This window comes from Aquibium pacificum (assembly GCF_040839445.1).
Lineage (GTDB): Bacteria > Pseudomonadota > Alphaproteobacteria > Rhizobiales > Rhizobiaceae > Aquibium > Aquibium pacificus.
The window spans coordinates 39,545-59,576 of the sequence record NZ_JBDPGJ010000001.1 but is presented as its reverse complement, the minus strand read 5'-3'; the positions used below and the strand labels follow the sequence as shown (position 1 = coordinate 59,576).

17 protein-coding genes are annotated in these 20,032 nt (G+C 65.8%); 10 read left to right on the top strand and 7 right to left on the bottom strand.

Annotation, left to right across the window (positions count from 1 at the left end):
• Window positions 1-96 precede the first annotated feature (96 nt).
• The 5 genes from hemH to ABGN05_RS00320 all read left to right on the top strand — a co-directional run bounded on the left by hemH (window position 97) and on the right by ABGN05_RS00320 (window position 4,238).
• Entirely contained in the window at window positions 97-1,137 is a 1,041-nt protein-coding gene (gene hemH / locus ABGN05_RS00340; protein WP_367952006.1) for a ferrochelatase, read from the top strand.
• A 60-nt stretch (window positions 1,138-1,197) separates the two neighbouring features.
• Window positions 1,198-2,412 (top strand): NAD(P)/FAD-dependent oxidoreductase, encoded by a 1,215-nt coding sequence (locus ABGN05_RS00335; protein ID WP_367952005.1) that lies wholly within the window; start codon window positions 1,198-1,200, stop codon window positions 2,410-2,412.
• A 58-nt stretch (window positions 2,413-2,470) separates the two neighbouring features.
• Window positions 2,471-2,695, top strand: a complete 225-nt coding sequence (locus tag ABGN05_RS00330) for a hypothetical protein (protein WP_367952004.1) — start codon at window positions 2,471-2,473, stop codon at window positions 2,693-2,695.
• Between the two features lie 111 nt (window positions 2,696-2,806).
• Window positions 2,807-3,757: an SPFH domain-containing protein gene (locus ABGN05_RS00325; RefSeq protein WP_367952003.1), complete on the top strand. Its 951-nt coding sequence runs from the start codon at window positions 2,807-2,809 to the stop codon at window positions 3,755-3,757.
• Between the two features lie 22 nt (window positions 3,758-3,779).
• Window positions 3,780-4,238, top strand: a complete 459-nt coding sequence (locus tag ABGN05_RS00320; protein ID WP_367952002.1) for an NfeD family protein — start codon at window positions 3,780-3,782, stop codon at window positions 4,236-4,238.
• 13 nt (window positions 4,239-4,251) lie between these two features.
• On the opposite strand, the gene ABGN05_RS00315 is transcribed toward ABGN05_RS00320, so the two are convergent.
• Entirely contained in the window at window positions 4,252-5,250 is a 999-nt protein-coding gene (locus tag ABGN05_RS00315; RefSeq protein WP_367952001.1) for a KpsF/GutQ family sugar-phosphate isomerase, read from the bottom strand.
• Window positions 5,251-5,397: 147 nt separating this feature from the next.
• Here ABGN05_RS00315 and ABGN05_RS00310 point away from each other — a divergent pair, with 147 nt between their 5' ends.
• Window positions 5,398-7,101 (top strand): outer membrane beta-barrel protein, encoded by a 1,704-nt coding sequence (locus ABGN05_RS00310; protein ID WP_367952000.1) that lies wholly within the window; start codon window positions 5,398-5,400, stop codon window positions 7,099-7,101.
• A gap of 23 nt (window positions 7,102-7,124) precedes the next feature.
• Here the strand turns inward: ABGN05_RS00310 and galU are convergent, their stop codons facing one another.
• Complete coding sequence (gene galU / locus ABGN05_RS00305; RefSeq protein ID WP_367951999.1) at window positions 7,125-8,030, bottom strand: UTP--glucose-1-phosphate uridylyltransferase GalU; 906 nt, start codon at window positions 8,028-8,030, stop codon at window positions 7,125-7,127.
• A gap of 207 nt (window positions 8,031-8,237) precedes the next feature.
• On the opposite strand from galU, the gene ABGN05_RS00300 reads away from it, so the two are divergent.
• Both ABGN05_RS00300 and ABGN05_RS00295 read left to right on the top strand, forming a co-directional pair.
• Window positions 8,238-9,446 (top strand): lytic murein transglycosylase, encoded by a 1,209-nt coding sequence (locus ABGN05_RS00300; protein ID WP_367953106.1) that lies wholly within the window; start codon window positions 8,238-8,240, stop codon window positions 9,444-9,446.
• A 17-nt stretch (window positions 9,447-9,463) separates the two neighbouring features.
• The gene (locus tag ABGN05_RS00295) at window positions 9,464-10,774 is read left to right on the top strand and encodes an SGNH/GDSL hydrolase family protein (RefSeq protein ID WP_367951998.1); all 1,311 of its coding nucleotides are present in this window, start codon (window positions 9,464-9,466) and stop codon (window positions 10,772-10,774) included.
• Here the strand turns inward: ABGN05_RS00295 and ABGN05_RS00290 are convergent.
• From ABGN05_RS00290 to gltB, 5 genes are all read right to left on the bottom strand, one after another.
• A complete protein-coding gene (locus ABGN05_RS00290; protein ID WP_367951997.1) occupies window positions 10,746-10,937 on the bottom strand; it encodes a hypothetical protein in 192 nt (63 codons plus the stop codon). The genes ABGN05_RS00295 and ABGN05_RS00290 overlap by 29 nt on opposite strands.
• Before the next feature lie 147 nt (window positions 10,938-11,084).
• On the bottom strand, window positions 11,085-12,539 hold the full coding sequence (locus ABGN05_RS00285) for a glutamate synthase subunit beta (protein WP_367951996.1): 1,455 nt from the start codon (window positions 12,537-12,539) through the stop codon (window positions 11,085-11,087).
• A gap of 8 nt (window positions 12,540-12,547) precedes the next feature.
• Window positions 12,548-12,961 (bottom strand): PIN domain-containing protein, encoded by a 414-nt coding sequence (locus ABGN05_RS00280; protein WP_367951995.1) that lies wholly within the window; start codon window positions 12,959-12,961, stop codon window positions 12,548-12,550.
• Window positions 12,962-12,963: 2 nt separating this feature from the next.
• Window positions 12,964-13,227 carry an antitoxin gene (locus ABGN05_RS30180; protein WP_373695871.1) on the bottom strand — a complete coding sequence of 88 codons (264 nt, stop codon included), beginning with the start codon at window positions 13,225-13,227 and terminating at the stop codon, window positions 12,964-12,966.
• 57 nt (window positions 13,228-13,284) lie between these two features.
• Window positions 13,285-18,012, bottom strand: a complete 4,728-nt coding sequence (gltB, locus tag ABGN05_RS00270) for a glutamate synthase large subunit (RefSeq protein WP_367951993.1) — start codon at window positions 18,010-18,012, stop codon at window positions 13,285-13,287.
• A 486-nt stretch (window positions 18,013-18,498) separates the two neighbouring features.
• Between gltB and ABGN05_RS00265 the strand changes: the two genes are divergently transcribed.
• Both ABGN05_RS00265 and ABGN05_RS00260 read left to right on the top strand, forming a co-directional pair.
• Window positions 18,499-19,548, top strand: coding sequence for a threonine aldolase family protein (locus tag ABGN05_RS00265; protein WP_367951992.1), 1,050 nt, complete (start codon window positions 18,499-18,501; stop codon window positions 19,546-19,548).
• A gap of 150 nt (window positions 19,549-19,698) precedes the next feature.
• Window positions 19,699-20,004, top strand: coding sequence for a BufA1 family periplasmic bufferin-type metallophore (locus tag ABGN05_RS00260; RefSeq protein WP_367951991.1), 306 nt, complete (start codon window positions 19,699-19,701; stop codon window positions 20,002-20,004).
• The last annotated feature ends 28 nt before the right edge of the window (window positions 20,005-20,032 follow it).

Here is a 20,032-nt window from a genome sequence, read left to right as displayed (position 1 = left end):
CTCGCGGCAATTGGTCCGATTGTCTTGCATCCGCGTACACCTATTTCCGGTACCGCCGATGGGGGCATCTCGATGACGATCAATTCACGAGCCGACATGACGCACACCACCGCGACGGGTCCGTTGCCGCAGGGCCATCCCCCGGTGGCGCAGCCGAAGGTGGGCGTGCTGCTTGTCAATCTCGGCACGCCGGACGGAACGGACCGCGCATCGATGCGGCGCTACCTGGCGGAATTCCTGTCGGACCGCCGCGTGATCGAATGGCCGCGCGCGGTCTGGTATCCGGTGCTCTACGGCATCGTGCTGAACACTCGGCCGAAGAAGTCGGGCGCGCTCTACGACAAGATCTGGAACCGCGAGAAGGACGAATCGCCGCTCCGCACCTACACGCGCGCGCAGGGCGAAAAACTCGCCGCCGCGCTGTCCGCGCATGACAACGTCGTGGTCGAGTGGGCGATGCGCTACGGCAATCCCTCGATCGAAAGCGTGCTGGAACGCATGACCAAGGCGGGATGCCGCCGGATCGTGATGTTCCCTCTCTATCCGCAATATTCCGCCACCACGACGGCGACCGTGAACGACAAATTCTTCGAGGCGCTGATGAAGATGCGCTGGCAGCCGGCAGTCCGCACCGTGCCGGCCTATCACGACGAGCCGGTCTACATCGACGCGCTGGCGCGCTCGATCGAGAAGCACCTCGCCTCGCTCGACTTCGAGCCGGAGGTCGTGATCGCCTCCTACCACGGCATTCCGCAGAGCTACTTCAAGGCCGGCGACCCCTATCACTGCCATTGCCAGAAGACGACGCGCCTGCTGCGCGAACGGCTCGGCTGGGACGAGACGAAGCTGATTACGACGTTCCAGTCGCGGTTCGGCCCGGAGGAATGGTTGCAGCCCTATACCGACAAGACGGTGGAGCGGCTGGCGAAAGAGGGCGTGAAATCGATCGCCGTGTTCAATCCGGGCTTCGTGGCGGATTGCCTGGAGACGCTGGAGGAGATCGCCGGCGAGGTCGGGCATCTCTTCCATGAGAATGGGGGTACGAACTTCTCGCATATTCCCTGCCTGAACGACAGCGACGAGGGCATGGCCGTGATCGAGGCGATGGTGCGGCGCGAACTGGGCGGCTGGGTCTGAGGCGAACGGAACCGACAGACGCCCCATCCGTTGCCGGAGCGTCCAGAGGGAACCTCCATAATGTCACGAAAGCTCGACCTGCGAACCGGCAGGGCCGTCTGGACTGCGTATCGCGCAGCCGCAATCCCCGCCACGCCGCTGACCCGCGACGTCAAGGCGGATGTGGCCATCGTCGGCATGGGGATCAGCGCCGCGATGATGGCGGATTCGCTGACGGACGCAGGGCTGTCGGTCGTTCTGATCGATCGCCGTGGCCCGCTGCTCGGCTCGACGGCGGCCACGACCGCACTGGTGCAGTTCGAGATCGACCAACCCTTGACGACGCTGACGAAGAAGATCGGCAAGGACCGGGCCGAGCGCGCCTGGCGGCGTTCGCGCCTCGCGGTGGCCAACCTCGCCGCCCGCGTGAAGGAACTCGGCATCGAATGCCGCATGATCGAGCGGCCGTCGCTCTATCTCGCCGGCAACGTCCTGGCGCCGCAGGCGCTGCGGGAGGAGGGATTGCAGCGCAACCGCGCCGGACTGCGATCCGCATACCTGACGGCCGGAGAGTTGAAGGACCGTTTCGGCCTCGACCGGAAGGGGGCCCTGCTCTCTCACGGCAACCACGCTCTCGATCCAAGGAGGCTCGCGGGCGGCTTGCTGCTGGCTGCCATCGACCGCGGCGCGCGGCTCTATGCGCCAACGGAGGCGACCGGCTTCGAAAGCCATCGCGACGGCGTGACGATTTCCACCCGCGACGGCCCGTCGATCTCGGCCGGCGCGGCGGTACTGGCGACCGGCTACGAACTCGCCGACTTCGTGCCGAAGGACCACCATTCGGTGATATCCACCTATGCCATCGCCACGCGGCCTCAGCCGCGCGCGATCTGGCCCGAAGCCGCGCTCATCTGGGAAGCCTCGGACCCCTACCTCTATCTGCGCGCCACGCATGACGGCCGCGTCATCTGCGGCGGCGAGGACGAGGAATTCACCGACGAGGAGCGGCGCGATTCGCTGCTTTCCGACAAGACGACGCGCATCACCGAAAAGCTCGGCCGCCTCCTGCCGGGCATCGATACGACCCCCGAATTCGCCTGGGCGGGCGCCTTCGGCACGACGCCGAGCGGCCTGCCGCTGATCGGGCCGGTGCCCGGCAAGCGCGGCTTCCATGCGGTGATGGGATACGGCGGCAACGGCATCACCTTCTCGCGCATAGCCGCCGAAGTGGTGACCGCCAGCCTGACCGGGGGCGCGGACCGCGACGCGGACCTCTTCGCCCTCGACCGCGCCTGACGCAACACGGTGCCTCATGCGATACGCTTCAGCGACGGCGCCTTTGTGCGCCCGTCGAATGACCACTTTCTTTGTGCCGCGGCCAGATCGGGGGAGCGATCCCGCGGCGACCGACGAGGCGCTTCTCCTTGCCGCAGGTGCGGCTGACGAGGCCTCTTCGCCGCATCCGGCCGGCGGCGCACCTGTGATCCTGCCGGGAGCGCGCCGTCTCAGCGTCGTGAATGATCCGGCCGCCATTGCCGCCATCGAGGCGTTCCCGGCGAATCTGCCTGCGGCACGGTGACGGTGCTGCTGCCTCCGGAATTGTTTCCGGCCCGAAACCCTTCTACAGCTTTCCCCGAGGGCCGCTGGCCCGAGTCGCCGTGCGGAGCGGCGAGGCAAAAGGGAGTGCAGCATGAATTTCACGGGCCTGGACATCATCATACCGGTCCTCGTCGTCCTGGTGCTTCTCTTCCTGTTCGCGGGCATCAAGACCGTGCCGCAGGGCAGCAACTGGACTGTCGAGCGATTCGGACGCTACACCCGCTCGCTCTCTCCCGGATTGAACCTGATCCTGCCCTTCATCGACCGCATCGGCGCCAGGCTGACGATGATGGAACAGGTGCTGGACGTTCCCACGCAGGAGGTCATCACGCGCGACAACGCGATCGTGGCGGTCGACGGCGTTGCCTTCTACCAGGTGCTGAACGCCGCGCAGGCGGCCTATCAGGTGGCGGGGCTGGAGAACGCGATCCTCAATCTCACCATGACCAACATCCGCTCGGTCATGGGCTCGATGGATCTCGACGAGCTTCTCTCCAATCGCGAGGCGATCAACGAGCGTCTGCTCAGGATCGTCGACGAGGCCGCCGGCCCCTGGGGCATCAAGGTCACGCGCGTCGAGATCAAGGACATCAACCCGCCGGCCAACCTCGTCGAGTCCATGGCGCGCCAGATGATGGCCGAGCGCAACAAGCGCGCGCAGATCCTGGAAGCCGAGGGACTGAAGCAGGCGCAGGTGCTGGAGGCCGAGGGCCGCAAGGAAGCCGCCTTCCGCGATGCCGAGGCGCGCGAGCGGTCGGCCGAGGCCGAGGCGCGCGCCACGCAGGTCGTCTCCGAAGCGATCGCGGCGGGCGACGTGCAGGCCATCAACTACTTCGTGGCCCAGAAGTACACCGAGGCGCTGGCGCGGATCGGATCCGCCCCCAACAGCAAGATCGTGCTCCTGCCGATCGAAGCCTCCGCGCTGATCGGCTCGCTCGGCGGCATCGGCGCCATCGCCAAGGAAGTGTTCGGCGGCGAATCGCCCACCCAGAACACGCGCGGCGCAAACCGTCCGCCGATCGTGCCGCCCGGCCAGGGCTGATCGGCCGCCCGGGAGAGCCCCCATGCTGGAACGCATCTTCTCCGAACTCGGCCCGTGGAACTGGCTGGTGCTCGGCTTCGTCCTGCTGACGCTGGAGATCATCCTGCCCGGCGTGTTCCTGGTGTGGATCGGGCTGGCGGCGCTGGCGGTCGGCGTCCTGTCGATAGCGATCTGGGAATTCGCCCTGTGGACCTGGCAGGTGCAGATACTGGTGTTCCTGGTATTCTCGCTGCTGTCCGCATGGCTCGGCTACCGATTCGTGCGGCGCGACGAGACGCCGAGCGACCAGCCCCTGCTCAACCAGCGCGCCAGGCAGCTCGTCGGCCGCACGGGAACGCTGGAAGAGGCCATCCGCGACGGTCGCGGCCGCCTGAAGATCGGCGACACGTGGTGGCCCGTGAATGGTCCGGACGCGGCACCCGGCACCAAGGTGCGCGTGGTCGCCGCCACCAACGGCGACCTCAAGGTGGAACCGCTCTGAGCCGTTCCGGCGGTCAGGCGGCTCCGAGCCGCAGGAGGTCGTGGAAATGCACGACGCCGACCGGAACGCCCTCGTCGACCACCACCAGCGCGCTGATGTGATGCTCGTTGAGCAGCGCCATCGCCTCCGCCGCCAGCGTGCGCGGCGTGACGGTCTTGGGATTGCGGGTCATCAGCTCGTCGATGGCGATCTCCGCCAGGTTGAGATGCAGGCTGCGCGCCAGGTCGCCGTCGGTGAAGATGCCGGCGAGCCGTCCGTCCTCGCCCGTCACGCACACGCAGCCGAAGCGCTTGGCGGAAAGGACCATGATGGCCTCCGGCATGGTGACGCCGCGCCTGACGACGGGCATCTCGTCTCCCACATGCATCACCTCGCGGACCTGCGTCAGGTTGGCGCCGAGCTGCCCGCCGGGATGGAAGGTGCGGAAATGGTCCGGCGTGAAGCCGCGCGCCTCCAGGAGCGCGACCGCCAGCGCATCGCCGATGGCGAGTTGCAGCACCGTCGAGGTGGTGGGGGCCAGTCCGTGCGGGCATGCCTCCGGCGCCTTCGGCAGACACAGCACCAGATCGGCCGCCGAAGCGAGCGTCGACGTCTCCCCCGACGTGATCGCGATCAGCGGGATCTTGAAGCGCCGCGAATAGGCGACGATCCCCTTCATCTCCGAGGTCTCGCCGGACCAGGAGATCGCGACGATCGCGTCGTCGGGAGCGATCATGCCCAGGTCACCATGGTTGGCTTCGGCCGGGTGGACGAAGAAGGCGGGCGTACCGGTCGAGGCGAGCGTCGCCGCCATCTTGTTGCCGATATGGCCGCTCTTTCCCACGCCGGTGACGATCACCCGGCCGCCGATCCCGGCGAGCATCTCCACCGCCCTCGCGAAGGGCTCCGAGAGCCCGTTGCCAAGCGCGGCCGCGAGCGCCGCCATGCCTGCCTGCTCGGTGGTGATGGTGCGGACCGCGGAATCGATGGCCGCCTTGGCGTCCACCCGCTGATTCAGGACTTTCCCGTGCATTGCGACGCTCTATCGCGTCCAAACCCGGCTGTCCAACCTTGATTTCAAACGACGAATGCCGGGCGGAGGGGACCGCCTCAACCTCCCGTTAACCATCGGTGTTTACGGTTCGGTAAAGTTTCGCACCGGGCGGCTCGTCGGATCACCATGCTCGCATTGCCAGAGAGACGATCGGCAGGATCTCATCGCCTGCTCGCGCGGCAGTTGGCGCTACTGGCCTCGACGGCAGTCCTGTCGCTGACGCTCTCCAACGCGACCGCGCAGGAGAACCAGCTCCGCGGCCAGCTGACCGAGAGCCAGGTCAATGACGAGCTTCTGGGCGGGCAGAAAAGCGATGCTTCCGGCGAACCGTCACGCGGCGGCGAACCTACCCCGGGATACGTTCCCGTGAGCGAAGGCGCGCTCGATCCGGACGAGGAAACGCGCGACGACAACGCCAGCCTGTTCCCGATGGAGGAGACTGACGCCTTCACGGAAGCGCCCCCACCGACCCCGGGACGGGCCGCCCGTGCCACGAACATGCGCGACGAGCCGGAAGAGGCCGCTGACGCCGCCGGGCCCGAGCAGCCGGATCTCGAGGAAACAGACGACACCGCAGTCGGTACTGTCCGGCAGGAGCGGGTCGACGCGCTCGACGAGGAGGCGAACCGGCGCCTAGACCGCGAGAACCCGCGGACGGCCGCGATCGAGACTCCGTCCTTCGAGGAGGAGGAGAACCCCTATTCGCCGCTCGGCCTGCGCGTCGGAACGTTCGACGTCTTCACCACCCTCGACCAGGGGTTCATCTGGTCGACGAACAGCAGGAATGCGCCCGATGGCAGCGAGGGAGTACTCTCGCAGACCGAGTTGCGGCTCAACGCCGTCTCCGACTGGACCCGCCATTCCGCCGCCTTCAACGCCTTCGTCACCTACAAGGACGCCGTCTCGGGAGACGACGACTACGACGAACTCCAGGGCGGCGTGGACGCATCCTTCAGAGCGGATCTGGCGCACGAGATGAACGCCGCCGGTGCGTTCGCCTACACGGTTCGGCCCGAATCGGCGTCCTCTCCCGTCGACATCGGCAACGTCGTCTCGGAGCCTCTGCTGCAGGAGATTTCCGGCAACCTGTCGATCGGCAAGGATGTCGGCAAGGCGCGCTATTCGCTGACGGGTGCGCTCGACCGCGAGATATACTCCGACGCGGACCTGTCTTCGGGCGGAACGCTGTCGCAGAAGGATCGCAACTTCACGCTGGCGACGGTTGCGCTGCGCGCCGGCTACGAGGTGTCGCCGGCGATCGTGCCCTTCGTCGAGGCCGAGATCGGCCGCCGTTACTACGACCTCGAGGTGGATTCCAGCGGCTATGCCCGGTCCGCGGACAGGCTCGCATTGCGCGGCGGCGTCGAACTCGATTTCGGCGAGAAGCTGTCGGGCGAGGTCTCCGCCGGCTGGCTGCGCGAAAGTTTCGACGACGAACGCCTGACGCCGATTTCCGGCCTTCTGCTGGATGCCGCGCTGGTCTGGTCGCCGACCCGCGGCACGACGGTGTCGCTGATCGGCTCGACCGAGGTGGAAGGCACCACGACGGCGAGCGAGAGCGGCTCCGTCCGCTATGCCGCGAGCGTCGAGATGCTGAGGGAGGTCCGGGCGAACCTGACGCTGGGCGCCAATGCGGGCTTCGCCTGGCGCGATTACGTAAACAGTTCCGACCACGAATTGACCTTGAGCGCGGAAACCAACGCGACATGGTGGTTCAACCGCTATGCCGGCATCAACGGCCGTCTGCGCCACGAGCGCTTCGACAGCACCATCGCCGGGCGCGACTACGACGCGAGCAGCATCTATCTAGGCCTCAAGCTCCAGCGCTGACCGCGCCGGAGCGCCGGGCAACCTCAACCGATCCTGGCCTTGGCCTCACCTGCCGTATACTCCTCCAGCAGGTCGGAGATCATGCGCGTCATGCGCGGGCTGAAGTCCTTGCGCCAGAGCGAGAAGGCGACGTTGGCTTCGACGAAGCCTTCCGGCGAGCCGCAGTCGAAGGTGCGGCCCTTGTAGTGATAGCCGTAGAAGGCCTGTTCCCTCTGGAGCTTCAACATCGCGTCGGTGAGCTGGATCTCGTTGCCGGCGCCGCGCTCGTGGGCTGACAGGATGTCGAAGATCTCCGGCTGCAGGATGTAGCGGCCGTTGAGGAAGAGGTTCGATTCGGCCGTGCCCTTGGCTGGCTTCTCGACCATCGAGGTGATCTCGAAGCCGTTGGCGACGTCTTGGCCCTTGCCGACGATGCCGTATTTGTGCGCCTCTTCGGGATCGCACTCCTGAACCGCGATGACGTTTCCGCCGGCCTCCTCGTAGAGTTCGACCATGGCGCGCATGCAGCCCTTCTCCGACTGCATGATCATGTCGGGCAAAAGCAGCGCGAAAGGCTCGTCGCCCACCAGGTTGCGGGCGCACCAGACGGCATGCCCGAGGCCGAGCGGCACCTGCTGGCGCGTAAAGCTGGTCTGTCCCGGCTCCGGTTGCATGCGCTGGAGCTTGGCCAGTTCGGCGTCCTTTCCGCGCTGGGCGAGCGTGTCGTAGAGTTCGAACTGGACGTCGAAATGATCCTCGATGACGCCCTTGTTGCGGCCGGTCACGAAGATGAACTCCTCGATGCCGGCTTCCCTGGCCTCGTCGACCACGTACTGGATGACGGGCTTGTCCACGACCGTCAGCATCTCCTTGGGGAGTGCCTTGGTGGCTGGCAGGAACCGCGTTCCAAGCCCCGCAACCGGGAAAACCGCCTTTCGGACCTTTTTCATGCTGGATGACATCCGTTTCTCGATGGGGGAGGAGTGCGACATCTTGATGCCGAATTCACGGGATACGCATCGGCGGACCGAAACGATCCCGCAAGGCATTGCCCGCAGGATGTATTGCGAATCTCTTCTATGGTAAACCCTTTGCTAACCCGCGCACGGCAGGATTCCGGACTTCGTGCAACGAATTCGGAGGCAGCGATGTTCCAGATGAAAAAGAACTTCCGATCGGCGGCGCTCGGCCTCGTCGGTATTGCGACGGTCCTCGCGGCCCAGCCGGCCGCCGCCGACGCCGGTTTCCAAAAGTGGGTGGCGAGCTTCCGCGGCGTGGCCGCCAGCAACGGCATCTCGGGTAAAACGTTCGATCGCGCCTTTCGCGGCGTGACCGCTCCCGATCCGGAGGTTCTCGAGAAAGCACGCTACCAGCCCGAGTTCACCGCGCCGGTCTGGGACTACTTCGACAACCGCGTCCAGGAGGATGCCATCGCTGTCGGCCGGCAGATGGCACGTCAGTGGAAGCCCTGGCTCGATCGGATCGAAAGCCGGTTCGGCGTGGACCGCCATATCCTGCTGGCGATCTGGTCGATGGAATCGAACTACGGCGAGATTCTGAAGAACGACAAGGTGATGCGCAACGTCGTGCGCTCGCTGTCGACGCTCGCCTATGCCGACAAGAGCAGGGCCAAGTTCGCCCGCACGCAGCTCGTGTCGGCGCTCAAGATCCTCCAGAGCGGCGACATCGACGAAAGCCACCTGACAGGCTCCTGGGCCGGTGCCATGGGGCACACCCAGTTCATACCGACCAGCTACGAGGCCTATGCGGTGGACGCCGACGGCAACGGCAAGCGCGACATATGGAATTCGGTCCCCGATGCCCTGGCCACCGCGGCAAATCTCCTGCGCAAGAACGGCTGGCAGACCGGCAAGGCCTGGGGCTACGAGGTGACGCTGCCGGCAGGCCGGAAGTTTCCCGGCGGTTCGATGTCGCTGGCAAAGTGGCAGTCGATCGGCGTGGTTCGCGCCCGCAACAAGCCGTTCCCGAGCCCGTCGGACAATGCCGAGCTGAAGGTGCTGGACGGGCGCGAGGGACCGGCCTTCCTCATGACGAAGAATTTCTTCGTGCTGAAGCGCTACAACAATGCCGACAAGTACGCTCTCGCGGTCGGGCTGCTGGCCGACGAGATCGCCGGTTATGGAGGGTTGGTGCGCGACTGGAACAGGCCTTTCACGAAGCTCTCCTTCGAGGAGAAGCAGGAACTCCAGAAGCATCTCCTGACGCTCGGCTACTATGACGGCAAGATCGACGGCAAGATCGGCTCGGGCTCCCGATCGGCGATCGTCGCCGTCCAGCAGGCGCTGGGGCTCCAGCCGGACGGACATCCCAGCAAGGAAGTCCTGAGCCGGCTGAGACAACGCTGAGGCGGAAAGTACTGCGTTTGAAATCGTCGCTGCTGCGCAAATGGACGGGTTTCTGCCTTGCGCTCGCGATCCTCGCGGGCGCGGCAGCCGGTTTGGTGATCGCCGGGTCGTCTTCCCAAGCGCAGGCGCAGGAGCGGCCCAGGACCCTGTTCCAGCTCCTGTTTCCCAACCGGCGGGAAGAGAGCCGACCCGCGGTGAGGGAGCCGCAGCCGCGCAAGAAGCAGCGAAGTCCTTCGAAGCGCGTGACGCCGAAGGCTTCCAGCCCCGCACCGGCCGCGGCCAGTGCTCCCCCTCCGCAGGCCGACGTCGAGAAAGCCGAGGACGCGCGAACGCTGCTGATCGTCGGCGACTTCCTGGCCGGCGGCCTCGCCGAGGGCCTCGAGGCTGTATTCGAGAATGACCCGACAGTCCGGATCGTCGATCGGTCCAACGGTTCTTCGGGCTTCGTCCGCAATGATTTCTACGACTGGCCGGGAAACATCGGCGCCATCCTCGACGAGATGAAACCTGCCGCCGCGGTCGTCATGATCGGCTCCAACGATCGGCAGGCCATGAATATCGGCGGCTCCAGCGAGCCCGTCCGCTCTGACCGCTGGAACACGGAATACGAGGCTCGCGCGACGCTGTTCGCCTCCGCGTTCTCCACACGCGACATACCGCTCGTCTGGGTCGGGCTGCCGTCGTTCAAGTACAGCAAGATGTCATCGGACATGATCGCCTTCAACGACATCCACCGGCGCGCCGCGCAAGCCGCGTCCGGTGTCTTCGTCGACATCTGGGACGGCTTCGTCGACGAAAACGGCGCCTTCGTCACCAACGGTCCCGACATCAACGGCCAGCCGGTGCGGCTGCGGGCCAACGACGGCATCAACCTCACGCAGGCCGGCAAGCGCAAGATCGCCTTCTACGCCGAGAAGCCGCTCGCGCATATCCTCGAGGACGGATCGGCTGGCGCCTCGCCCGAGAAGGAGATCGGGGAGATGTTCGGGCCGCCAATCCCCGGCACCACGCCCGTGATCCAGCACACCACTCCGGTCTCGCTGACCGACCCCGAACTTGACGGAGGCGACGAACTGCTCGGGCTGGTCGTCGTCCCGAGACGCGACAATGCGCTCACCCCCGCGCAGAAGCTGGTGATCGAGGGACTGGCGCCGGATCCGCGCCCCGGACGCGTCGACGATTTCGGACGCTCCGGCCTGCCGGAAACCGTCGCGGCGGACGAGGACGGCCGCACGTCGGCGCTGCCCGAAGACAACGGGACAGGCACCGCTCAGGCGGCAGACCAAGCTGCCCGCAATCTCAGCGCAGGCCCTCGATCTTCCGACTAACGATCCAGGCGACGGGAATGGCGACCAGCGCCCCGGCCGCCACCGCCGTGATCATGGTCGTTGCGTCGAAGCGGTGCAGGTCCATGGTCAGCAGCGCCGTCAGGAATACGCCCATCAGCACGGGCGCCACCAGAACGTAGATCACAAGCGGAAGCTTGAGCATGTTTCCCTCCATCGGAAACCGGCCCCGGTGCGGGGCCGCCGGAGGGAGGATCGCCAGTCGCCGACGCATTGCCTTGACATGGCTCAACTGGCCGCAAATCTCCGGGAGCGCCGCCGCGGCGCTTTCGCTCCCGGACGCGCGAAGGCCTCACCGGGGCAGAAGCGTGCTGCCCATCAGCGCCTCGTCGATGGCACGCGCCGCCTGTCGGCCTTCGCGGATCGCCCAGACGACGAGGGACTGTCCGCGGCGGACGTCGCCGGCCGCGTACAGCTTCTCGACGCTGGTCCGGTAGTCGAGATCGCTGGCGACGACGTTCCTGGAGCCACGGCGGTCCGTATTGGTGGCAAGGTCGTCATGGAGCTCGGCCAAGATGCCGCTTTCGCTCGGACCGGAAAAGCCGATGGCGATGAAGGCCAGGTCGGCGCGGATGACGAATTCGCTCCCGGCGATCGGCTTGCGCGCCTCGTCCACCTCGCAGCATTTGACGCCGGTGAGCACGCCATCCTCGCCGACGAATTCCAACGTTGCGACCTGGAACTCGCGCTGCGCACCCTCCGCCTGCGAGGACGAGGTCCGCATCTTGGTCGCCCAGTATGGCCAGACCGTCAGCTTGTCCTCCTTCTCCGGCGGCTGGGGACGGATGTCGAGCTGCGTCACGCGCACGGCACCCTGGCGGAACGCGGTGCCGACGCAGTCGGAGGCCGTATCGCCGCCGCCGACGACCACGACATGCTTGCCACCGGCAAGGATCGGGTCGGACGGCCAGGCGACGGACTGGATGTCCTCGCCGCCGACGCGACGGTTCTGCTGCACCAGATAGGGCATGGCGTCGTGGACGCCGGCGAAGTCGCGCCCGGGAAGATCCGAAGGACGCGGCTTCTCGGAGCCGCCGCAGTAGAGCACCGCGTCGTATTCGGCAAGCAGCTCCTGGGCCTTCCTGTCGACCCCGACATTGACGCCGCAGTGGAAGGTGACGCCCTCGCCTTCCATCTGCTCGACGCGGCGGTCGATGTAGTGCTTCTCGATCTTGAAGTCGGGGATGCCGTAGCGCATCAGGCCGCCGGGCCTGGATTCGCGCTCGTAGACGTGCACCTCGTGACCGGCGCGGCCGAGCTGCTGCGCCGCCGCCATGCCGGCCGGACCCGAACCGATCACCGCGACCTTCCTGCCGGTCTTGTGTTCCGGCGGAAAGGGCCGGACGAAGCCCAGCTCATAGGCCTTATCGCCGATCGCCTGCTCGATGGTCTTGATGGCGACCGGCACGTCCTCGAGGTTGAGCGTGCAGGCCTCCTCGCAGGGCGCAGGGCAGATGCGGCCGGTCCATTCCGGGAAGTTGTTCGTGGAATGGAGGTTGCGGATCGCGTTCTCCCAGTCGCCCTGGTAGACGAGTTCGTTCCAGTCCGGGATCTGGTTGTGAACAGGGCAGCCCGTCGGCCCGTGGCAGTACGGGATGCCGCAATCCATGCAGCGGGCGGCCTGTTTCTCGACCTCCCGATCCGACATCGGCAGCGTGAACTCGCGGAAATGCCGGATGCGGTCGGACGCAGGCTGGTACTTGTGCACCTGCCGGTCGATTTCGAGAAAACCTGTTACCTTGCCCATTCTCGTTCCTACTCGCGGACCGCGGGAACATCCCGCAGCCAGTTCTCAACAGTAAGACCCGGCACCTGCCGGAACCCCTCGTCGTCGGTGACCATGGTCGCGCCGATTGCCATGGCGTGGGCTGCTATGAACATGTCGTTCGGCGTGATCGCCTTCCCCTTTTGCGCCATCTCAGCGCGAAGGAACGCATAGATTTCATCGGCCGGCTTTTCAAGATTGACGATTTCAATCGCGTCTAGGACTGCCAGCATCGCGGACTTCAGCCGGTGCCCGCGCGCCTTTTCCAGCCCATACTTCACCTCCGCCGATACGATGATGCTGGTACAAAGCTGGCCGGCCTCGGTCGACGCAAACCGCGCTGCCGCTGTTCCTCCCGGATTCTTCGCGATGTCCGAGATGATGTTCGTATCCAGCAGGTACACTCCTACAACTCGATGTCGTCCAGTGGCAGCAGGTCGCTGTCGTCGATCTCCGGAAAGTCCTCGTCGATCGGGGGCTGGGTCTTCAGCCACGCGATGACCTCGCGTGGCGTCATCTTGGCACTTGCGGGCCTCAAGACGAGACTGCCATCGCTCTGCTTCTGCATGATGACCTCATCACCCCCAAAATCGAACTCCCGCGGAATGCGGACGGCCCGGCTTCTACCGTTCCGAAACACCCGTACCTTTCGTTCGCTCCTGTCCAGCATGGGCAGACCTCCTGCTTCGGCATATCACATGATATATGCCAGGCGTCTCCGACACAACTACTCCGCGGCGATCCCCATCCTCATGCGCTCCATTTCCCGCAGGGCGCGGCGGTATTCGACCGGCATCACCTTGCGGAACTTGGAGCGGTAGTTCGCCCAGTCGTCGAGGATCGCGCGCGCGCGGGTGGAGCCCGTGTAGTGCGCGTGGTTGGTGATCAGCTGGACCAGCCGCTCCTCGTCGTGGCGGGTCATGTCGCCGGAGACGTCGACGCGGCCCTTGTGCATCAAGTCGCCGCCGTGGTGGTGCAGCTTCTCCAGCATGTCGTCTTCCTCGGGCACCGGCTCGAGTTCGACCATGGCCATGTTGCAGCGCTCGGCGAAATCGCCCTCCTCGTCGAGCACGTAGGCGACACCGCCGGACATGCCGGCCGCGAAGTTGCGCCCGGTCTTGCCGATGACGACGACCGCGCCGCCCGTCATGTACTCGCAGCCATGGTCGCCGCAGCCTTCCACGACCGTGACGGCACCGGAGTTGCGCACCGCGAAGCGCTCGCCCGCCACGCCGCGGAAGTAGCACTCGCCCTCGATCGCGCCGTAGAGCACGGTGTTGCCCACGATGATGGACTCCTCCGCCTTGATGCGGGAGTTTTCCGCCGGGCGGATCACGATCCGGCCGCCGGAGAGGCCCTTGCCGACATAGTCATTGCCATCGCCGATCAGCTCGAACGAAATGCCGCGCGCCAGGAAGGCGCCGAAGGACTGGCCGGCGGTCCCGGTGAGCGTCACCGAGATCGTGTCTTCCTTCAGGCCCTTGTACTTCCAGCGCTTGGCGACGGCGCCCGAGAGCATCGCACCGGTCGAGCGGTCGGTGTTGCGGATCGGAAGCTCGATCTTCACCTTCTCCTTGCGCTCCAGCGCCGGACGCGCGAGTTCGATCATCTTGCGGTCGAGCACGTCGTCGATCGGATGCTTCTGGCGGGTCGTCCAGAACGTCTCTTCCTTGGGCGCGTCGGGCTTGAAGAAGACTCGGCTGAAATCGAGGCCGCGCGACTTCCAGTGGCCGACCAGCGTCTCCTTTTCGAGAAGCTCGCTCTGACCGATGATCTCGTCGAGCCTGCGATAACCCATGTCGGCGAGGAACTGGCGTACTTCCTCCGCCACGTAGAAGAAGTAGTTGACCACGTGCTCGGGCGCTCCCTTGAATCGCTTCCTGAGCACCGGGTCCTGGGTGGCGATGCCGACCGGGCAGGTGTTGAGATGGCACTTGCGCATCATCAGGCAGCCCGCCGCGATCAGCGGCGCCGTCGAAAAGCCGAACTCGTCGGCGCCGAGCAGCGCGCCGATGATGACGTCGCGGCCGGTCCTCAAGCCACCGTCGACCTGCAGCGCGACGCGCGAGCGCAGGCCGTTCAGGACCAGCGTCTGGTGCGTCTCTGCAAGGCCCATCTCCCACGGTGATCCCGCGTGCTTGAGCGAGGTTAGCGGCGAGGCGCCGGTGCCGCCGTCATAGCCGGCGATGGTGATGTGGTCGGCGCGCGCCTTGGCGACGCCCGCCGCCACGGTGCCGACGCCGACTTCCGAAACGAGCTTGACCGACACGTCGGCCGCCGGGTTGACGTTCTTCAGATCGAAGATCAGCTGCGCCAGATCCTCGATCGAATAGATGTCGTGGTGCGGCGGCGGCGAGATCAGTCCGACGCCCGGCGTGGAGTGACGCGTCTTGGCGATCGTGGCGTCGACCTTGTGGCCGGGCAGTTGTCCGCCCTCGCCCGGCTTGGCACCCTGGGCGACCTTGATCTGCATCATGTCGGAGTTGACGAGATATTCCGCCGTCACGCCGAACCGGCCCGAGGCCACCTGCTTGATGGCCGAGCGTTCCGGGTTCATCGATCCGTCTGGCAACGGCAGATAGCGATCCGGCTCCTCGCCGCCTTCGCCTGTGTTGGACTTGCCGCCGATCGAGTTCATCGCCCGCGCCAGCGTGGTGTGCGCCTCGCGGCTGATCGAGCCGAACGACATCGCCCCGGTCGAGAACCGCTTCACCAGTTCGGCCGCCGGCTCCACCTCGTCGAGCGGCACCGGCGCACGGCCGGTCTCCGCCGCCGTACGGATGTGGAAAAGGCCGCGAATGGTCTTGGCGCGGGAGGATGCGCCGTCGATCTGCGCCGAGTACTCCTTGAAGGTTTCCCACGAGCCCTTGCGCACCGCATGCTGGAGCGTCGCCACTGCATCTGGCGACCAGATGTGGGCTTCGCCGCGGATGCGGTACATGTACTCGCCGCCGATATCGAGCGCATTGCGCAGCACCGGGTCATCGCTGAACGCAGCCCTGTGCCGTTCGACCGTCTCGGTCGCGACCTCCTCCAATCCGACGCCTTCGATCGTCGTCGCCGTGCCGGTGAAGTACTTCTCCACGAAGTCCGTCTTCAGCCCAACCGCGTCGAAGATCTGAGCACCGCAGTAGGACTGATAGGTCGAGATGCCCATCTTGGACATGACCTTCAGGATGCCCTTGCCGATCGACTTGATGTAGCGCGACACGACCTCGTAGGCGTCGACCTCGGGCGGGAACTCGCCGCGGCGATGCATCTCGGTGAGCGTGTCGAAGGCGAGGTAGGGATTGATCGCCTCGGCGCCGTAGCCGGCGAGGCAGCAGAAATGGTGCACCTCGCGCGGTTCGCCGGACTCCACGACCAGACCGACCGAGGTCCTGAGACCCTTGCGGATCAGGTGATGATGCACCGCCGCCGTTGCCAGCAGCATCGGGATCGCGATGCGGTCCGGCCCGATCTGGCGGTCCGACAGGATGATGATGTTGTAGCCGCCCGCGACGGCGGCCTCGGCCCGGTCGCACAGCCGCTCCAGCGCGTGCGGCATGCCCTCGGCGCCCTCGCCGGAGCCGTAGGTCACGTCGATCGTCTTGGTGTCGAAACGGTCTTCGGTGTGGCCGATGGAACGGATCTTCTCGAGGTCGCCATTGGTGAGGATCGGCTGGCGCACCTCCAGCCGCTTCTTGCGCGACGAACCGACGAGGTCGAAGATGTTCGGCCGCGGCCCGATGAAGGAGACCAGGCTCATGACCAGCTCCTCGCGGATCGGATCGATCGGAGGGTTGGTCACCTGGGCGAAGTTCTGCTTGAAGTAGGTGTAGAGCATCTTCGACTTGTCCGACATGGCCGAAATCGGCGTGTCGGTGCCCATCGAGCCGATCGCTTCCTGACCGGTCGTCGCCATCGGCGCCATCAGGATGCGCGTGTCCTCCTGCGTGTAGCCGAAGGCCTGCTGGCGATCGAGCAGCGTCACGTCCTTGCGCAGCGCGCGCGGCTCCACCGGCTTCAGCTCCTCCAGGATGAGCTGGGTGTTGTCGAGCCACTTGCGGAACGGATGCTTGCCGGCGATCTCGGCCTTGACCTCCTCGTCGGAGACGATGCGTCCCTGCTTGAGGTCGATCAGGAGCATGCGACCGGGCTGCAGCCGCCACTTGGTGATGATCTTTTCCTCGGGGACCGGCAGCACGCCGGCTTCCGACGCCATGATGACGCGGTCGTCGTCGGTGACGACGTAGCGGGCGGGACGCAGCCCGTTGCGGTCGAGCGTGGCGCCGATCTGCAGGCCGTCGGTGAACGCGACGGCGGCTGGCCCGTCCCACGGCTCCATCAGCGCCGCGTGGTACTCGTAGAAGGCCTTGCGCTCGGCATCCATGGACTTGTTGCCGGCCCAGGCTTCCGGGATCAGCATCATCATCGCATGGGTCAGCGAATAGCCGCCCTGGTAGAGGAACTCGAGCGCATTGTCGAAGCAGGCGGTGTCCGACTGTCCTTCATAGGAGATCGGCCACAGCTTCGAGATGTCGTTGCCGAAGAGTTCGCTGTCGACCGAGGCCTGGCGGGCCGCCATCCAGTTGACGTTGCCGCGCAGCGTGTTGATCTCGCCGTTGTGCGCGACCATCCGGTACGGGTGAGCGAGCTTCCAGGACGGGAAGGTGTTGGTCGAGAAGCGCTGGTGCACGAGGATCAGCGCGCTGTCGAAGCGCGGATCCTTGAGGTCCTTGTAGTAGGCGCCGACCTGGTAGGCCAGGAACATGCCCTTGTAGACGATCGTGCGCGACGACAGCGACACGGTGTAGAAGCCGTTGTCCTTTCCCTGCGTCTCGGAGAAGATGCGGCCCGAGATGACCTTGCGCAGAATGTAGAGCCGCCGCTCGTACTCCTCGTCGCTTTCCGCCACCGGGTTGCGGCCGATGAAGACCTGGCAGTGGACGGGTTCGGACGCGGCGATATGCGGCGCCTTAGACAGCGAGGAATTGTCGACGGGAACATCGCGGAAGCCCAGGAGCGGCTGCCCCTCGGACCTGCAAACCTCGGCGATGACTTCCGCGACATGGGCGCGCTGGGCGGGGTCGCGCGGCATGAAGAAATGGCCGACGGCATAGTGGCCGGGCGGCGGGAGCGTGATCCCCTGCGCCGCCATTTCCTCGCGGAAGAAGCGGTCCGGAATCTGGACGAGCACGCCCGCGCCATCGCCCATCAGCGGATCGGCGCCGACGGCACCGCGATGCGTGAGGTTTTCGAGCATGGCGAGGCCATCCTCGACGATCTGGTGCGAGCGAACGTTCTTCATGTTGGCGATGAAGCCGACGCCGCAGGCATCGTGCTCCTTGCGCGGGTCGTAGAGACCGCGAGCGGCAGGCAGGCCGGCAAAGGCGGGCGCGCGTATGACGGCGCGCGCATCGAGTTCGGCGGCCAAACGTGGCTCCGTCGTCGCAGATGGCGTGAAAACCGTCATCGTCCTTCCTCCGTTTCGTCCCGCTGGAGGCGACAGCCTCCCTCCGGGTCTTCATCTTAACAGCCCTGGCGAGTTCCTGCACAGGCAGGCGGCCGCGACGGTTCGTAGCGCGCCGGACGCGCGACCATCGTCACCCTTGACCGCCAGCCCGCGGTTCTTGGCTGCTTTCGGTGCCGGTACGCAAGAGCCCGGACCGGCGCGATTTCTCCGCCAGTCCCGGCCCGGTTGTCCGTCAAAAAATAAGACAGCAATACTGTCCTAATTGCACATTGTCAGAAATGGTCGCCGGGCACAAGACCGAAGCGCAAAAAAATGCGGTATCCCTCGCAACAATCGATGCACGGGCAGCCTTCCCGAGAAATTTTGTTGCGCCGAGAGCGTTTCGACCCCGCCAGCGGGAGAATGATAGGGGCTCGAAGAAGGGGCTTGAAGTCCCGCATCGCGGCAAGGCACTCTCCGGCGGCATTTTACGCTTCGGGAAAATCGATGATCTTTGCTTCAGACAATTGGGCCGGCGCCCATCCGGCAATCGCGGCGGCGCTTTCGGAGCACGCCGGCGGATATGCCCGCGCCTACGGCAACAGCGATCTGGATCGGAAGGTCGACGACAGGTTCAGCGAAATCTTCGAGCGCGAGGTCTCAGTCTTCTTCGTTTCGACGGGTACGGCGGCGAACTCGCTCTCGCTGGTTTCGGTCAACAAGCCCGGCGGCGTGGCCTTCTGCCATCGCGAGGCGCATATGACGGAAGACGAGGCGGGCGCGCCGGAATATTTCACCGGCGGTGCGCGGCTCTGCCCGGTCGATGGTCCCCTGGGCCGCATCGACCCGGCGAACCTCGACACGGCGATCGCACGCTATCCGGCCGAATTCGTCCATTCGGGCCGCCCGATGGCGATTTCGGTCACGCAGGCCACGGAAATCGGCACCGTCTACGGCCTCGACGACCTCGATGCGGTCGCCGACGTCGCCAGACGGCATGGCCTGCCGCTGCACATGGATGGCGCGCGCTTCGCCAACGCGCTCGTCGCGCTCAATTGCAGCGCGGCGGACATGACCTGGAGGCGCGGCATCGATCTCCTTTCTTTCGGCGGCACGAAGAACGGCTGCTGGTGCGCAGAGGCGGTCGTGCTCTTCGATCCCGGCATGGCGCGGGAATTCGCCTTCATCCACAAGCGCGCCGCGCAGCTCTTCTCTAAGTCGCGCTTCGTCGCCGCCCAGTTCGACGCCTACCTCGCGAACGGTCTGTGGCTGCAGACGGCGCGCCATTCGAATGCCATGGCCGCCCGGCTCGCAGGCCATCTGCGCAGGTCTCCCCGCGCGCGCCTCGCCTGGGAACCGCAGGCCAACGAGGTCTTCGCCATCCTGGGTGCGGACGTCTCAGCGTCGTTGCAGCGGGAGGGCGTCGTCTTCCATCCCTGGCACGCCCCGCGAGGCTTTGCGGAGGCAATGGCGCCCGACGAAGCGGTCTTCCGCTTCGTCACCAGCTTCGCGACGACGCAAGAGGACGTTGAGTCTCTGGGCGCGCTGATCGCCTGACCGATCTTCCTTCATTAACTTTCGGTAACGTCGGCGTCAGGGCTGCGTGATTTTGGGTCGCGTCCTCTTTACTTCCAAGTGAGCAACAGCCTGCCGATGATGGTCTTGCCGGTCTAGACCGGTTTGAACCAGCACCGAGAGGAGACTTGCATGTCGACGAGAACCGTAGTCAGCGCCGCCTATCTGGCGGGCGTCGTCGCGACCGCGCTTTCAGCGGGCATCATCACCACGGCCGGCACCGCCCAGGCCCAGGACAAGGAAAAGTGCTACGGCGTGGCCATGGCCGGCAAGAACGACTGCGCAGCCGGACCCGGCACCACCTGCGCCGGTACGTCCAAGGTCGACTATCAGGGCAACGCCTGGAGCTATGTCGAGAAGGGCACCTGCGCCAAGATCGAACTGCCCGGCGAGCGCATGGGATCGATGGAGCCGCTCAAGCGCGACATGCCGTCGTAAGCACCGGCGTCGGAAACGGAGCTTCCGC

Excerpts from the sequence above, each read along its gene's own strand:
- hemH (WP_367952006.1), top strand. The coding sequence starts at position 97 with ATGACGCACACCACCGCGACGGGTCCGTTGCCGCAGGGCCATCCCCCG.
- ABGN05_RS00315 (WP_367952001.1), bottom strand. The coding sequence starts at position 5,250 with ATGCACGGGAAAGTCCTGAATCAGCGGGTGGACGCCAAGGCGGCCATC.
- ABGN05_RS00310 (WP_367952000.1), top strand. The coding sequence starts at position 5,398 with ATGCTCGCATTGCCAGAGAGACGATCGGCAGGATCTCATCGCCTGCTC.
- ABGN05_RS00325 (WP_367952003.1), top strand. The coding sequence starts at position 2,807 with ATGAATTTCACGGGCCTGGACATCATCATACCGGTCCTCGTCGTCCTG.
- ABGN05_RS00285 (WP_367951996.1), bottom strand. The coding sequence starts at position 12,539 with ATGGGCAAGGTAACAGGTTTTCTCGAAATCGACCGGCAGGTGCACAAG.
- ABGN05_RS00335 (WP_367952005.1), top strand. The coding sequence starts at position 1,198 with ATGTCACGAAAGCTCGACCTGCGAACCGGCAGGGCCGTCTGGACTGCG.
- ABGN05_RS30180 (WP_373695871.1), bottom strand. The coding sequence starts at position 13,227 with ATGCTGGACAGGAGCGAACGAAAGGTACGGGTGTTTCGGAACGGTAGA.
- ABGN05_RS00265 (WP_367951992.1), top strand. The coding sequence starts at position 18,499 with ATGATCTTTGCTTCAGACAATTGGGCCGGCGCCCATCCGGCAATCGCG.
- ABGN05_RS00330 (WP_367952004.1), top strand. The coding sequence starts at position 2,471 with ATGACCACTTTCTTTGTGCCGCGGCCAGATCGGGGGAGCGATCCCGCG.
- ABGN05_RS00300 (WP_367953106.1), top strand. The coding sequence starts at position 8,238 with ATGAAAAAGAACTTCCGATCGGCGGCGCTCGGCCTCGTCGGTATTGCG.
- ABGN05_RS00290 (WP_367951997.1), bottom strand. The coding sequence starts at position 10,937 with ATGCTCAAGCTTCCGCTTGTGATCTACGTTCTGGTGGCGCCCGTGCTG.
- ABGN05_RS00260 (WP_367951991.1), top strand. The coding sequence starts at position 19,699 with ATGTCGACGAGAACCGTAGTCAGCGCCGCCTATCTGGCGGGCGTCGTC.
- galU (WP_367951999.1), bottom strand. The coding sequence starts at position 8,030 with ATGAAAAAGGTCCGAAAGGCGGTTTTCCCGGTTGCGGGGCTTGGAACG.
- ABGN05_RS00320 (WP_367952002.1), top strand. The coding sequence starts at position 3,780 with ATGCTGGAACGCATCTTCTCCGAACTCGGCCCGTGGAACTGGCTGGTG.
- gltB (WP_367951993.1), bottom strand. The coding sequence starts at position 18,012 with ATGACGGTTTTCACGCCATCTGCGACGACGGAGCCACGTTTGGCCGCC.